Source organism: Streptococcus sp. Marseille-Q3604 (genome assembly GCF_916619785.1).
Classification (GTDB): Bacteria; Bacillota; Bacilli; order Lactobacillales; family Streptococcaceae; genus Streptococcus.
Genome location: NZ_CAKAKM010000003.1, coordinates 109,344 through 124,765, shown reverse-complemented (window position 1 = coordinate 124,765; position 15,422 = coordinate 109,344). Strand labels below are relative to the sequence as shown.

Genomic DNA, 15,422 nt, shown 5'->3' with positions numbered 1-15,422 from the left:
CCTCCTGTCTATAATCGCATGCTTTCATTTGCTTGTATGCAGGGAAAACCCTGCGATTTTAGCAGGAAGAGTTACATGAAAATAAGATACATAAATATTCCTCCAATATTGTTTATTTTAAATCTAATTTTCTAACCTCAGTTATCATTTGGCAAACTATAGCAATGCCAATAATTAAAATACCTGATAGTAAAAACCAATGATTTACACCGATTTTATCAGCAAAGAATCCAGAAAGAATTAACCCAATTGGCATAGCAAGTGACATGATACTTCCGATCAAAGAAAATACACGTCCTAAATATTCAGGCTTAATTTTCTCCTGAAAAAGAGCTGTTTGCACACCGCTATAAAATGGCACCGAAAGCCCCATTATTGCACAGCAAACTACGAATATTACAAATCCATTTGGAGGAAGTATTCCCGAAACGGCTAAACTGGTCCCCATTATAAAAAATGAACTTGTTATTAGTAATACATGCTTTTCGAAGCCCCCTAATCTTCCTAATAATAAGCCTCCTGCTAGCATCCCAAATGCAAAGGAAATTTCCGTAATAGAAATATGCACAGGCGTTCCATTAAAGTGTTCCATGCTTATTAAAGGAAATAGTGCATTGATTGGCATATAAACAAAAGTATATAGTGTTCCTAAGAGTAATAAGGCAAACAATCCTTTGTTTTGTCTCAGAACCACAACTCCTTCTTTCATCTCCCTTATGAAATTTGGTTCTAAACTTTGCACTTGATTACCCAGCTTAGGTATACGTACAATTGCTACCGTAATAGATGCAATCACAGCACCCAATACGTCGATGGCAATAATAGCATTTAAATCCCAAACGGAGTATAAGAGTGCTGCAACTGCCGGACTAACAATATAGCTTATAGACTGCAAAGACTGACTATAGCCTGCGCATTTCGTTAGCTGTTCTTCTGGTACTAAAAGTGGTGTAACCGCATTGAGTGCTGGGGTATGAAAAGCTGTTCCAATGCTACGGATAAACAATACTATCATAATCATCCAGACAGGTAGCTCCATACAGAATGCAACAATAGCAAGCACTGCACCAGCTGCTGCGATAATTAAATCGGCACCAATCATTATCTTCTTCCTATCATGACGATCCACTAGCACACCAATGGCAGGTCCCAAAATCGCATAGGGTAAAAAACCTACTAATGAAGCCATAGACAAGACCATCGCAGATCCTGTTTTTTCTGTAAGGTAAAAAATAATCGCCATTTGCAGGATGGCACTAGTGATTAATGATACTGCTTGCCCTGCCCATATTGCATAAAATTTTCGTTTCCAATTGTTGTATTTTTCCATTTATATTATCTCCTGCATATTATTTTGCTTGAATTTCTATTTTGAATAGCATTCTAGGCAATAAAAAATGCAGGCCAAACCCCACAATGTGGCTTTTGGTCTGCATACATACAATTTGGAAACATTCATATTAAAGACATAGTTAAATAAAGGTATAGTTAAATAACCAATATCCTCACCGTAACTAATGAATGCTCAATATCGTATAAATAAGCACAACAAAAAAGCCTATCATCGGGTATAGATTCTGCTTTTTTTATTGCCAGCTTATCTTAAACGCATTGAGGCTGTCATAGTTTCGGTTCCTCCTACATCTTTGTTTATATCAATTTATAGTATAACACAACAAGATGATATGTTCAATATAAAAGTTATGGAATGAGACTCATACTTCCAATTCGATGCCAGATTTAAAGGATATGACGAAGTTTTCTTCATAGACTGTAACGCTCTGGATTATCTTCCTTAGTAGCAAGCGATTAGCTTTCACAAAATCTTCTGTTTGTAGTTTTAAAAATTCATCAGGATTTTCTAACTCAACCTCAAAATATTTCATTTTACATTCCCTCATTTCATTTATTGATAAATTGAGTTTGCAAAAAAGAGTGGACAATTTTTGTCTACTCTTAACCTTTAAAATAGTTTTTTTTAATCGATTTGAAGTTGCCTAAATTATTACTTATTCGGTAAAATGAAGTATTGCTTTCAACAGATTTCCTTCAACTACACTTCACTTGATTCAAACAAGGTGGGTACATTTCTATTCCCACAAACTCCTTGTCAATGGAAACAAACACGTACCCACAGGGTAAATGGAAATAGAAACTGATAATTTCTAGCTATCACTTCTACTCATTCCAAAAATTTTCTCACTCTGATACTTACCCACCATAAAGCAAAAAGCCTTGCAATCAAGGCTTTCATTATCCCTTTCGTTCAAAGGTTTCTAAGCTTTTACGAGCAGAGCGACACACTCAGCGGTTCGCTATCTCCGTTCTGTCTGCGTGCTAGCACTTGTCAATCACGGACAGCTATCGCATGGGCGGAAGTAAATGCTAATCTTCGTCGTTTTACTCCTTGACTAGCAAACTTACCGCCTCAACATGCGCAGTCATTGGAAACATATCCACATCCTTAGCATTTCCCGTCTTCGAAATAAGTAAGTGTCTTAAACAGTTTAATATTCAGTTAGACAAACTGGGATTTAGAAAGATCTCCGCAAATAAACCATGTCTACCAACTGAATGCCACCTTCATATATTGGATGGTCATAATTGTCTGTAAAGAAGTTCGGGGCGATATGTGATCGCACAAACCCACACTTTTCATAAAACGGAATCGTCATTGGACTATCGCCCGTTCCTACCTGCAGAGTAGAATACTCTTCTCTGTATTTCGTGATAATAAAATCAATCATGGCTTTCGCGTAACCTTTGCCTTGATATTCCGGCACTGTCGCAATATTCTTAATTTCAAGTACGCCATTTCCCACATCGATTACAACACACTCACATTTAATACCATTATCATCAAGTACATACATTTTACCCTTATCAATATAACGGTCTATCATATCCTCCTGCTCATCTGCCAATAATAGCAACTCAATATAATTTTTCCTGTTTTCCATAACCTCTAGTATTTCCATCAACAACCCACTTCTTAAAATATTTATTGTTATTATTGTTTCGCAAATAATTTATAAACTCGATTTTAGCATCCCACGGGTTCAATGATTTGTAATCAAATCCAATGATTTCAAAGCTGTCATCAAAAATTGTTTATAGTGATTAGCTTCTTCTGCATTACCACCCTTACCATGAACATATATAACGGCATTTTTCATTCAAATCCTCTCCACAAATTCGAATTTGATTATTTCTTTTTCTTCGGTTTTGGTGCAGGTAACTCATCATAAATTGAATTGAATAAGCCGGTTAAAAATTCTTTGTTGTCAACATCATCTACCAATAGCATTTCCTTTGCTCCATCATACGGCAACTCATATTTTGCATTTGGCATATATGCTATTGCAGATTTAACAGGCTTCACTAAAAACCTATCATCATAAATCCCACCAACAATTTTCCCGCGATAATAAATAATATATTCACCCATCATTGCTTTATATGTTATTTCTTCCAACTCAGATAGTTGTTCTAAAATGAAATCTAAATACTCTTTACTTGAAGCCATAATCTACACCTCCAAAATTTGCATTGGTCTACAGGATTTTTAATACTTATATTAGTTCAATATGGTGGGCCTTCCGTTTCTACTATGCTACTTCGTAGCTCGTACAAGCAGTGATACTGCCTCAAAATGTCGTGATAGCAAACTTCTATATTATAGAACGAAAGTGACTGAGTTGTTGTTTAAAATTATACTATAGAAAGAAAATATTTTATAGTTACCATTTTTTCAACTTTATAGTTTATAGGTATCATTTAATAAATTTACTTGCCAATTTGTAAACTTGTAGAATCTCTTTACTCTTAACGTCCCAACAATCAAGTTCTTCTTTAATTAACTCTGGAAATTTTTTGCTAATATCCCTCAAAGAATTGCCAACTGATTTTCTAACATATTCACTGGAATCTTCTTTTAATGCTGCAATTCGTCTAACAGCTTCACTAGGATTATCCTTGAAATATGGTCTACTCGTCCATATTCTCAAACCTTCTGTAACAGCTCTTCTAACATTTGGATCACTATTTTGTAACCATTCATCAATAATTGGAAGGGATTTTTCATAACCTGTTTGCTTACAAAATTCATCAAATGCTTTTGCTAATACTTCTTGAACTCTCCAATTATCATCTTTTGAAACTTCATCCCTCATAAATCTCAAGATTTCTTCATCTAATGATAAATAACCAAAGAGAAATACACTAAACATTCTAACTTGATATACATTGGATCTATAAGCTAAAAATGCTAATTCTTTATTATATGCATTGTCGTTTGATTTATAATCAACAAGTGCTCTCTTCTCTTCTTCTTTAAATCCATTTGCTATTAAAGAAAATTCTTTTTCCAAACTTAAAATATATTCTTTCATGCAATTTTTCCCCTCACAATATTCTAAGTTTCAAGATCTTAAACTATTAAATTCCGTACAAGTATTTATAGCGATTTAAATTCGAAATAAGATTATCAAGTAATCGTAATTTGATTTTTCAAAAATTGATATTCCAACGTTTATATTATTCAGTCTCCTTGTTCAAGTACCAACTAGGAATGATTTGCTTCATATCATCATACCATTCTAAAATTTCCTTAGCTTGATTTTGCATTACTGATATTTCTTCAACTCCGTAAGGAACAGACCATGGCAGAGCACCAACTATATTATTTAGAATGTAGATAGCGAGAAGCTTCCAAAATAAATCCGGAACCTTATGATCAAAATATCCATCTATCATACCTGACGCAAAAGAGGGAGAGACTTGAGCAGACCATACAATACGATTGAATTCCTCCCAAGGATCTCCAAGATCAAATCGATCAAAGTCAATGACATAAATTTTACGATCTTCACCAATCATGAAATTCCCAATATGATAATCTCCATGTTGGAAAACCTGAGGTCTATCTTTTAACAATTCACGATTTGCATTTAAAAAATCAATAAAGATCTGACCATTTTCATATTGAACAGGACATTCTTTGTATTTGGAGATTTTGTCATCAATTTTTCGATTATAAAAGACCTCCCAATCTTCACGAACTTCTGTAACAGGGAGTGAATGAATTTTTTGAAGGATTATTCCTGCTTCTACTCCATAAGTATATTGTTGTTCTTTCGAATAAGTTAAAATGGTTTCTCGAGCATCTTTCCCGTCTATCCATTCGTGTAAAGAATGTACTTCGTCATCGCAGAGTTCTATGCTAATCGGTTTACACATCGGAACTCCAAGAAAAGCAACTTTCTCCATCATATCAAATTCAAATTTTTTAGAATCTAACTTCTCCTTATCAGAAACACGCAAGAAATATTTTTGCTGTTTCTGATCTGTTACACAATATTTCTTATCATCTGACCAGCCTTTATTTATGGCTATCTTACTACTAAAATCCATCAAGCGCTCTCCGATTCATTTCACAACACTTTTTGCAGTTTTCACTAGTAACCCATCCAGTTCGTCTTCACTTTAGTATCCTAGATCTAGATTTACATAATGAAAATTAGTCAATTTCCTCTATAATGTTCCCAGATTTATCCGAGACAAGACAGAAATGGTCATTTAGTGGAATTATGAGAACATCAACAAGTTCTTCAGCACTAGCCTCAATAGCTTTATCATTCACTGTAAATTAACTACTTTCACACTGCCTCAACATGATGCGTCTGTGGGAGTTCAAAGTTCCAGTGGAGCTTTGAAGCATCTCGCCTTGAAATGTAAAAGCGAGATGTTTAACTGCGTTTTACCAATAAACTCACACACTCAACATGATGCGTCTGCGGAAAAAGATCCACCGGCTGGACTTTCTTCAATTCATAACCCAACTCTTGATAGCGTTTGATATCACGCGCCATGGTTGCTGGGTTACATGAGACGTAGGTAATCTTTTCAGGTTGCATGGCAACACTGGCTTTGATGAAGCTTTCTGTCAAGCCCTTGCGTGGTGGATCCACAATGATGACATCTGGTTTAATGCCATCCTTGCTCCACTTGGCCATGGCATTTTCAGCTGAGTCGGCCACATAGTGGGCGTTAGTAATGCCGTTGCGTTCTGCATTTTTCTTGGCATCTTCAACGGCTGTTTCGATGACTTCAACGCCGTAGACTTCCTTGACCTGTTTGGCGAATGACAAACCGATTGTCCCGATACCTGAATAGGCATCAATAACAATGCTGTCGCTGTTTAGGTCTGAGAAGTCAATGGCTGTTTGATAGAGTTTTTCAGCCATCTCGGTGTTAACCTGATAGAAAGACTGGGCAGAAATCTCATAGTCATTACCCAACATACTATCTGTAATGGTATCTTGACCATAAAGGGTACGAAATTCCTTACCAAAGATGGCGTTAGTGTTCTTATCGTTGATGTTTTGGATGATAGAAACGACATTTGGGAAGGCTTCCGTAACCTTAGCAATGATTTGATCAATACGGAAAACTTTTGGTCTGGTCGTTACAAAGACCAACATCATCTGACCTGAATAATAACCACGACGAACTACCAAATGACGAATCAAACCTGTCTGCTCCTTCTCATCATAAGGTTTGAGGTCATAGCGACGGAGAAGGTCACGGACAAAGACAATGAGTTTATCAATTTCCTTGTCTTGGATAAGGAAATCTTCAATTGGAATCAAGTCGTGCGAATTCTTGCGGTAGAAACCTGTTTCAAGCTGACCTTTAACACGGCGAACGGGCACCTGCGCCTTATTACGGTAGGCGTAAGGTGTTTCCATACCTAGTGTTTCAGCAACTTCTACGTCCGAGATACCGGCTGTCTTATAGAGGTTGTCCACAACTTGTTTACGCTTGAACTTAAGCTGCTCCTCGTAGGTCATATGGCCAAAATCAGCAATTCCTGAACGTAGATAGGTTGCATCAATGTCCTGATTGCGGTTTGGTGAAAGGGTCACATACTCCTCAACCTTACCAAAGCCGATATTTTTCTTGAGCTTAAGCACTCGCATCTTGATGATTTCGCCTGGAAGGGCATTATCCACGAAAAAGACAAAGCCATCCACCTTGGCAACGCCTGCTCCTTCATGTGTCAAATCGACAATTTCAACTTCTACAATAGCGTTTTTATTTAACATAATTCAACTTTCTTTACTCTTATAGGGCTTAAGCAGATCTTCCAAAGCCTTTTACTACCCTCCATTATAGCACATATAAATCAAATTTATGGCTGGCCATAAATAATATAGATTTTTCAGAAAAGTCATACAGTGCTATCATAGGTCCATGACAAAAAATTAAACGACTCAGCCGCTTGGCTAGATGTCGTTTCTATATAAAGGAGAATAATCATGCCAGATATTACCATTCATACAATCGAAACTGCACCGGAAGAAGTCAAAGACGTCCTTCAAACAGTCAAAGATGCCAATGGGGGATACATTCCAAACTTGATTGGTCTCCTTGCTAATGCGCCAACTGCGCTTGAAACTTACCGTACTGTCGGTGAAATCAACCGTCGCAATTCATTGACACCAACTGAACGTGAGGTTGTTCAAATTACAGCTGCTGTTACTAATGGTTGTGCCTTCTGTGTGGCAGGTCATACAGCCTTTTCAATCAAGCAAATCCAAATGACACCTCAACTTTTGGAAGCCCTTCGTAACCGTACACCAATCGAAGATGATCCAAAACTTGATACCCTTGCTAAATTCACTATTGCCGTGATCAATACCAAAGGTGCTGTTGGTGACGAAGCCTACAACGACTTCTTGGAAGCTGGCTACACTGCACAAAATGCCCTTGACGTTATCTTGGGTGTCAGCCTTGCAAGCTTGTGTAACTACGCTAACAATCTCGCACAAACACCAATTAACCCTGAACTTCAAGAATTCGCTTAATGCAAAGATAAACTGATAAAGATAAACTAGAGGAGGACCTAAGCCTATGTCACATTTTTCAAAAGAATTCCTTACTTGGTTGGACACCAACGCTGACCATATTGACCAAGAGTCTGGACCAATTGCGGACCAACTTCTTGAAAAAATCGCTGAAAACGACGTCTTTAAAATCGGCGTACCTGCTGAGTTTGATGGCCTAGGTGGTGGTCCTACTCAAGTTGTTGATGTGCTTAATGAATTGGCACAACATTCTTTGACAGCTTCCTTTATTTCTTGGGGACACCGTACTTTCATCGAGTATATCCTAGCTAGCGACAATGCTTACCCTCGTGAAACATGGTTGAAAGAATTGTATACTGGTGAGCGTGCTGGTGGAACTGGCTTGTCTAATGCAGTCAAATTCTTGTCTGATATTGAAGAATTGAATGTTACTATCAGCCAAGAAGGTGATGACTACTATCTCAATGGTCGTTTGCCTTGGGTGACTAACCTTCGTTCTGATAAATTCGCTGCTCTCTTTGCTGCTGACTTTAAAGATGGTAGCCAACCTTGGATTATCACCATTCCATCTGAAGCTGAGGGCCTCAGCCGTTCTGAAGATTTGGAATTTGTTTCCCTTCAAGGTGCTAACACTGCCTCTCTTACTTTTGATCACGTTAAGTTAGATCCTAATTGGGTCCTTTCAAAAGAAGGTACAGACTATATTGCTAAAACACGTCCGAACTTCCTTGGCTTCCAGTTTGGTCTTGCCTTTGGTTTGGCACAACGTTCTCTTGATGAGGTTGAAGCTAGTCTAAACAGTAACCGTAGCGTTCTTCGTGAGGAATTTGAAGCAACACGTGGAAATCTTCTTGCTATTCAAGACCAACTCTTTGCGGGTCTTAATGATGCTAATTATTTCATTGAAAAACCACGTGAACTTTTCCAATTGCGTATCGATATTGTCGACGTCGTAGCCAACAGCCTGCTCCTCGAACTTCAGGCTAGTGGTGGTCGTGGCTATTTGAAAGAATCAGAGTCAAGCTTTATCCGTCGTTGGAATGAAGGCGTCTTCCTTCCAATTGTATCTCCGAGTGCGGTACAGCTTCGTCACATTCTTGCAGCTAGCTAGAAAGGTCGGTAGACCAATGAAGGTATTTTTTAAGAAAATTCCCTTGGCCCTATCTAGTCTAGTTCTTGCCCTCTTTAGTTTATCCAATCAAATAAACCACTATGCCCTGATTGCTCAGGGCATTTGGTTTCTGGCAAGTATAGGTTTTATGCTTATACTAGGACGCTTGATTCTTGGCTTTGAACAAGTAAGGGAAGATTTGCACAATCCAGTCATTGCTTCGGCCTTTGCTAGCTACTTTATGGCTGCCTTTCTCTTTGCCAGCCGCCTTCCACTAGCTCAAATAGGCTTAAGTGTGACTTGGGTTGGGCTCCTTGGACTTTATATTGCCTATATTATTTTTTTCAGTCTGCGTTTTATGCGCCCACTATCTTTGAACCAAGTCTTTCCAAGCTGGTTCGTGATCTACGTTGGACCTGCTATCAGTCTTGTGACAGTACCAGCTAGTGTTCCAACTAGCATCAAGGGACTTATTCTGGGAGTAACGGCATTAGCGACTCTGGCCCTCTTTCCACTTGTTTTGTGGAGAATGAGACAGATAGCCATCCCTCACCTCTATCGACCTATACTTGCCATTTTAGCAGCACCTCTGGCCCTTCTCATTACCAGCTCAATCAAGAGTAATCAAAGACCTGCAACTATTATTTTACTTGCCCTACTCTTATTCTCGCAAGCATTCTTTTTCTATGCTCTTGATCTCTTCGTAAAACTGGTTAGAAAAGGCTTTATGCCACTTTTTGCAGCTTTTAGCTTTCCCTTGGTCAATAGTGTCAATGCTTTTAAGGCAGCCACTACCAGTCTTGGACTAGTCAATCCAGCTACCCAATTGGTTTATAAGGTAGAGTTCGTCTTCGTTCTTGGCATCATGACCTATTTGCTCTATCATTTTCTAAAACTCTTATACAAGGCGATTATACAAGCTCTTAATACCAAAAAACAAGCAGGTTCAGTGTGAACCTGCTTGTTTTCTTATCTAAATCCTAGTTCTTTTAATTTTGACTGATAGTTATCAAAATCAATTTCAATTCCTTGACCGCCATACAAATCATAACTGTCAATCCAATCACCATCCGAAGGAATGGTTTGCGAATTGATCCCTTTTTTGAAACTACCAGCATTTGACAGTCCCAAATCCAACATATCCGTCATACTCATATTGGTTGAGGTCAGTGAGTAAACCTTCCCCAAAGCCTCAGGTCCATTGAAGAGATTAAGTGGATTCTTAAGCTGCTTCATAACGGCCTGCATCACTTGTTGCTGGCGTTTGGTACGGCCATAATCTCCCTCGTCATCCTTACGGAAACGAGCATAATTCAGAAGGGTGCGACCATCCATATCCTGCTTACCAACTTTAATGGTTTGATTTGGCACATGACCATTCTTGTCCATCTTCAAATCATCTGGAACTTGTACTGATGACACTTTTTTACCATCAATGGTCGCAAACTTCGCATTAATTTCCACACCATTCGGGAAGAGGGTATCGACCCCTGTCGCAAAGGTTTCAAAGTCAACCATGGCATAGTACTTAATATCAATGTCAAAGTTTCGTTTGAGGGTCTCACGCATGAGTTCTGCCCCTTGATGATTATTTTGCTCACCAATATTGAAAGCCGTATTAAGTTTCAAGTCCTGAGAATAGTCGGTTTCTGAAGCCCCCTTGATATTGACCAAGGTATCTCGCATAAAGCTAACCATCTTAATCTTACCTTCTTTATTGCCCACATTGACAACCATGATGGAGTCCGTTCTGGCATCGGTAGAGTCTTGGCTAACTCGCTGGTCAGAACCCAGAATAAGGATATTAACCCCATCCTTGGTATCCTTACCATTAAAGGTCTCAACTACAGCAGGCTGATAGGATTTACCATTATTACCTGCAGCAGAAAGGTCTGTTCCCTTGTAAAATTGATAGGCCATGGCTATCACTAAGAACACAACTCCAAGACTCAAGCAACTAAGCACCAGCTTAACAACTTTCTTGAGCCTTCTCTTTTTCTTTGGTCGCTTCTTCTTGGCTACTTGCGACTTGGACCTTGGAGCCGACGTTGTTGAAGGAGTTGCTTGCCTTTGAACCTTTTTACGTTTAGGTTTACTTTGAGCGACTTCCTCCCGATAGACGGGCAAACCTTCCTCAGTTAGCTGATTGACAGACTCATAATCACGTTCTTGATAGTAGTCAGAACGATTGTCATAAGGCTGGCGCCATGCTGCTTGATAGTCCTCTATTTGCGCTTGATACCGCCGCTCAGCTTCATAGGCATCCAACTTTCCTTGAAGATAATTGAATTCTGAGGCCTGCTGTCCATTCAGGTGAGCAAGATTTTTTAAAAGATAGCTGTAACGTAACCGTTCATGATGCGTAAACGGTCCATTGTTAGATTTGGTCATAAGATTTCCCTTTAAATTTCATAGACTTGGTAAGCACCCAAGATTTTATATCCAATTCCAACTGCAGTCAGCTCTTCAAGAGCGAACTGAGCCAACTTTTCCTTTGTATAATCACAGTCAATAATAAAGAAATACTCGCCAAGTACCGTCTTCAAAGGACGACTTTCTATCTTGGTCAAGTCAATGCCTCGCCAGGCAAAGGTCGATAAGGCCTTGTAAAGTGCCCCTGGCATATTGTCAGGCAGGGTCAAGGCCAGCGTTAATTTGCAATCAATCTGATTGAGCGGAATCTCAGGAACGGTGTTCCCCAACACCCAAAAGCGGGTATAATTCTTTTCAATCTCCTGAATATCCTTAGCCAAGATTTGAAGACCGTATTCCTTAGCAGCTGCATGCGGAGCGATGGCCGCATATGGCTGATCTGGATTATCAGCGACAAAACGCGCCGCAAAGGCTGTACTGGCTGTTGTCTCAATCTTGGCATGTGGAAAATGCTGTTTAATATACTTTTTCCCTTGGGCAATAGCCTGTGGGTGTGAGAAGATTTTCTCAATTTTCTCATGATGTTTCGTCGCCATCAACTGCTGCTTGATGGGCTGAACAATCTCTGCCACAGCACGAATATCGGCCTGATGGAAGAGATAGTCTAAACTCTCATGAACAGAGCCCTCAATGGAATTTTCCACCGGAATGACCGCATAATCCACACGTCCCTCTTCATAAGACTTGATAACCTCGGTAATGGTACCTAGAGAAACCAATTCTGCCTCAGGAAAAGCCTTTAAGGCTGCATTATGCGTAAACGACCCACTAGGGCCCAAATAACCTACATACATTTGATAAACCTTGCTACTTCTTCTGGCGTTCGGTTATCAACTGTGACAACCAAATCTGCTAAATCTTGATAGAGTGCCATTCGACCGTCATAAATAGCCTTAAAATCCTCTTTGGAATGATTGAGAAAGAGTGGGCGCTGATTCTTGGTATCCTTTTCAATGCGATTATAGACCACATCGAAAGAAGCATGGAGCCAAACGTTATGCTTACGATTTTTCGTCAAGAGCTGACGATTGCGCTCCGTCACAACGACACCACCTCCAGTAGAGATGATGACGTCATCTCCCTCTTGAAGGAGTTCCTCCAAAGTCTCAGACTCAATCTGACGAAAGGCTGCTTCACCTTCTTTTGCAAAAAAATCAGCAATGGACATGCCGATTTTCTCCTCGATGACCTGATCCATATCCACGAAACGACCATCCAGGTATGGGGCGACGGAACTCTTACCAACTCCCATAAAGCCCAATAAAACCTTAGCCATGGAGCAATCCTTCCAAGTCACTAAAGAAACTTGGGTAACTTGTATTGATAGCTTCCGCACGTTGCAAGTCAACCTCACCATCTTGAACCAAAAGGGCAGCAATAGCTGTCATCATACCAATACGGTGGTCACCCAAGGTATTAACCTCTGCCCCATGAAGAACCGTCTTACCAGTGATAATCATACCATCCTCAGTTGGTACAATATCAGCACCCATAGCATTCAAGGCATCCGCTACCACCTGAATACGGTCAGTCTCTTTGACCTTAAGTTCTTCAGCATCACGAATCACAGTCTTGCCTTGGGCTTGTGTCGCCAAGAGTGTGATAATTGGAAGTTCATCAATCAAACGTGGAATGATATCTCCACCAATTTCAGTTCCTTTAAGTTCTGAAGTTTCAACCGTAATGGTCGCAGATTTAGCAACCTGGTCAATATCTGAAAGGGTAATCTTACCACCCATGTCTTTAATCACATCAATGATACCCGTACGCGTCTCATTGATACCAACATTTTCCAAGACAATCTTAGAGTTAGGTACCACAAGTCCTGCTACCAACCAAAAGGCAGCTGAAGAAATGTCACCTGGAACCACAACTTCTTGAGCAGTGAAAGTTTGACCACCAGAAATACGAATTTCCTTGCCATCTACCTGAAGCTGACCACCAAACTGCTGAATCATATCTTCCGTATGATTACGTGTTTTTTCCTTCTCGATGATAACAGATTCGCCATCAGCTTGAAGAGCTGCAAAAATAAGGGCAGATTTAACCTGAGCAGAGGCCACAGGCAATTGGTAATGAATAGGTTTAAGAGACTTGCTACCATGCATTTTCAAAGGTGGCAAATCGCGGTCCGTATGACCTGATACCTCTACACCCATCTGACGCAAGGGAATGGTCACACGGTCCATAGGGCGTTTTGAAAGGGAATCATCCCCAAACATCTCTACATCGAAATCTTGACCAGCGAGCACACCTGAAATCAAGCGAATGGATGTTCCAGAGTTACCCATGTCCAATTTGTTTTGAGGAGCCTTGAGACCATCAAAACCAACACCGTGAATGCGAACCTCATCACCGTCATCCTCGATAGTCACACCCAGATCACGAAAGACCTGCATGGTTGAGAGGACATCCTCACCTCGTAAAATATCACGAACAGTTGTCACACCTTTGGCAAGACTTCCGAACATAATCGAACGGTGACTGATTGACTTGTCACCAGGGATACGCAAGCTGCCATGAAGACCTTGTGCCTTGGTTTCTAGTTTCATAGGTTACTCCTGAAAATTTTATAGTTGCTCTCATTATACCATAATTAAAAGCCTAACCATAGACTGAATTGTCAAAATATTCACTCTCTAGTATTAGTATACTTTTCTCTTATAAAGGCAACTGCCTCTTGAACACGGTTCCGAATTAAGTTAGCAGACTCCTCCAAAAGACGATCTTCCTCAGCCGACAAAGACAAGTGAACAGGAGCAACCACCCCTTGACGTCCTAAAATAACTGGATAGCCAAGGTAGGTCTGATAGGCTGCTTGATAGCTAGATACCGCCACTTCTTCTTGAGCATCCGAAAGGATAATAGATACCAAACGAAGAGCCGAACTGGCAATGCCGTATGAAGTATAGCCCTTACCATAAAAGACCTTGTGGCCACCCTTCATAGAAGCCATAAAAAGATTTTGACGCTCTTCTTCACTGGTCAATACTGTAATATCTTGACCTTTGACCTTGACTTGACTCCAGGCTGTAAATTGGGAATTCCCATGTTCGCCAAGATTGTAGCCGGATACTGATTTTGGATTGACTGATAAATCATCTCCTACCGCTGCCTTCATTCTAGCTGTATCGAGTAGAGTCCCTGTCCCAATCACACGTTCTCTTGGCCAACCTGTGAACTCTTGATAGAGGGCTGATACGGCATCTACAGGGTTTGAGATAACCAAGAGTATGCCTTTAAAATCCAATTTTTTGAGTTCCTGAGAAACCTGATAAACAGCTTCTCGGGTAAATGGAAATTCAGCAAAACGGTCCTCACCGGCATTATGCTGTAACTGAATATTTCCAAGGGATGAAATAATCACATCAGCATCTTCAAGTGCTGCATAATCATTAACCACGATGTTGGCATAGCTAGGCAGATTGGCCATAGCATCTTTAAAATCCTGGGCATCCGCCTCAGCCTTTTTCTCATTGATATCTATAAAGACATAACTATCAGCCAAACCTTGAGCAATAGCTCCATGAGCTACCGCAGCTCCAACATTTCCCATACCAATAATTCCAATTTTACGAGCCATCATTTTCCTCCTTAATATTTGATCTTCATTCTTAGAGAATCTCTTTTGAATGCAGAAAAGGGCCTGTCAACCGACACACCCTCTCTGATTAGCTATTCAATTCTTGCAAAGGTTTGAAGATGATACGTTCAATATCATTCAAATAAACAGACAAGCCTTGTTGTGCAGCCAAGTATTCTTTCAAAAGGTCATTAGCTTCCACTTTTTGCCCCAATTCTTGAACAGCTGCTTGTTCTTCTGCTGTTGGCATTGTACCAGCTTGCATTTTAGCATAGAAATCCTCTTGGAAATCAGTGAACTCTTTGAAAAGAGCACTAGCCTCAGCATCAGCTGCGATAGCTTCTTTTTTCTCTACCAAAGTTTTGTACTCAGGAAGGGCACGAATGCCACGTTCCAACTCATTTGCTAAATCATAAATATTTGTCAT

16 protein-coding genes and 1 pseudogene are annotated in these 15,422 nt (G+C 39.8%); 3 read left to right on the top strand and 14 right to left on the bottom strand.

Annotated features, from left to right (window positions below):
• Positions 1 to 112: 112 nt before the first annotated feature.
• From mef(A) to rlmD, 8 genes and pseudogenes are all read right to left on the bottom strand, one after another.
• A complete protein-coding gene (gene mef(A) / locus LG375_RS10045) occupies positions 113 to 1,330 on the bottom strand; it encodes a macrolide efflux MFS transporter Mef(A) (protein ID WP_000417519.1) in 1,218 nt (405 codons plus the stop codon).
• A 385-nt stretch (positions 1,331 to 1,715) separates the two neighbouring features.
• On the bottom strand, positions 1,716 to 1,886 hold the full coding sequence (locus LG375_RS10040) for a hypothetical protein (RefSeq protein WP_000873143.1): 171 nt from the start codon (positions 1,884 to 1,886) through the stop codon (positions 1,716 to 1,718).
• Positions 1,887 to 2,534: 648 nt separating this feature from the next.
• Positions 2,535 to 2,978, bottom strand: a complete 444-nt coding sequence (locus LG375_RS10035; protein WP_049514508.1) for a GNAT family N-acetyltransferase — start codon at positions 2,976 to 2,978, stop codon at positions 2,535 to 2,537.
• Positions 2,979 to 3,205: 227 nt separating this feature from the next.
• Complete coding sequence (locus tag LG375_RS10030; protein WP_070439264.1) at positions 3,206 to 3,526, bottom strand: TfoX/Sxy family protein; 321 nt, start codon at positions 3,524 to 3,526, stop codon at positions 3,206 to 3,208.
• Between the two features lie 247 nt (positions 3,527 to 3,773).
• Entirely contained in the window at positions 3,774 to 4,391 is a 618-nt protein-coding gene (locus LG375_RS10025; protein ID WP_225745738.1) for a DNA alkylation repair protein, read from the bottom strand.
• A gap of 145 nt (positions 4,392 to 4,536) precedes the next feature.
• Complete coding sequence (locus LG375_RS10020) at positions 4,537 to 5,412, bottom strand: aminoglycoside phosphotransferase family protein (protein ID WP_225745737.1); 876 nt, start codon at positions 5,410 to 5,412, stop codon at positions 4,537 to 4,539.
• A 106-nt stretch (positions 5,413 to 5,518) separates the two neighbouring features.
• Positions 5,519 to 5,638, bottom strand: a pseudogene (locus tag LG375_RS10015) (cobyric acid synthase); the annotation flags it as partial.
• A gap of 109 nt (positions 5,639 to 5,747) precedes the next feature.
• Complete coding sequence (rlmD, locus tag LG375_RS10010; protein ID WP_225745736.1) at positions 5,748 to 7,106, bottom strand: 23S rRNA (uracil(1939)-C(5))-methyltransferase RlmD; 1,359 nt, start codon at positions 7,104 to 7,106, stop codon at positions 5,748 to 5,750.
• 213 nt (positions 7,107 to 7,319) lie between these two features.
• Between rlmD and LG375_RS10005 the strand changes: the two genes are divergently transcribed.
• The 3 genes from LG375_RS10005 to LG375_RS09995 are packed head-to-tail and all read left to right on the top strand — an operon-like array spanning position 7,320 to position 9,934.
• Positions 7,320 to 7,868, top strand: coding sequence for a carboxymuconolactone decarboxylase family protein (locus LG375_RS10005; RefSeq protein WP_002885920.1), 549 nt, complete (start codon positions 7,320 to 7,322; stop codon positions 7,866 to 7,868).
• A gap of 46 nt (positions 7,869 to 7,914) precedes the next feature.
• Positions 7,915 to 8,979: an acyl-CoA dehydrogenase family protein gene (locus LG375_RS10000; protein WP_183139519.1), complete on the top strand. Its 1,065-nt coding sequence runs from the start codon at positions 7,915 to 7,917 to the stop codon at positions 8,977 to 8,979.
• A 16-nt stretch (positions 8,980 to 8,995) separates the two neighbouring features.
• On the top strand, positions 8,996 to 9,934 hold the full coding sequence (locus tag LG375_RS09995; protein ID WP_004182904.1) for an ethanolamine utilization protein EutJ: 939 nt from the start codon (positions 8,996 to 8,998) through the stop codon (positions 9,932 to 9,934).
• A gap of 14 nt (positions 9,935 to 9,948) precedes the next feature.
• On the opposite strand, the gene LG375_RS09990 is transcribed toward LG375_RS09995, so the two are convergent.
• From LG375_RS09990 to LG375_RS09965, 6 genes are all read right to left on the bottom strand, one after another.
• Positions 9,949 to 11,370 (bottom strand): LCP family protein, encoded by a 1,422-nt coding sequence (locus tag LG375_RS09990; RefSeq protein ID WP_064521331.1) that lies wholly within the window; start codon positions 11,368 to 11,370, stop codon positions 9,949 to 9,951.
• An 11-nt stretch (positions 11,371 to 11,381) separates the two neighbouring features.
• Positions 11,382 to 12,206 (bottom strand): prephenate dehydratase, encoded by an 825-nt coding sequence (pheA, locus tag LG375_RS09985; protein ID WP_002890467.1) that lies wholly within the window; start codon positions 12,204 to 12,206, stop codon positions 11,382 to 11,384.
• On the bottom strand, positions 12,197 to 12,688 hold the full coding sequence (locus tag LG375_RS09980; protein WP_070655119.1) for a shikimate kinase: 492 nt from the start codon (positions 12,686 to 12,688) through the stop codon (positions 12,197 to 12,199). Before LG375_RS09980 ends, pheA begins: the two co-directional genes overlap by 10 nt.
• Entirely contained in the window at positions 12,681 to 13,964 is a 1,284-nt protein-coding gene (aroA, locus tag LG375_RS09975; protein ID WP_225745735.1) for a 3-phosphoshikimate 1-carboxyvinyltransferase, read from the bottom strand. The genes LG375_RS09980 and aroA overlap by 8 nt, the downstream gene beginning before the upstream one ends.
• An 80-nt stretch (positions 13,965 to 14,044) precedes the next feature.
• A complete protein-coding gene (locus tag LG375_RS09970) occupies positions 14,045 to 14,995 on the bottom strand; it encodes an L-lactate dehydrogenase (protein ID WP_225745734.1) in 951 nt (316 codons plus the stop codon).
• 88 nt (positions 14,996 to 15,083) lie between these two features.
• Positions 15,084 to 15,422, bottom strand: a complete 339-nt coding sequence (locus LG375_RS09965) for a YlbF/YmcA family competence regulator (protein ID WP_037599265.1) — start codon at positions 15,420 to 15,422, stop codon at positions 15,084 to 15,086.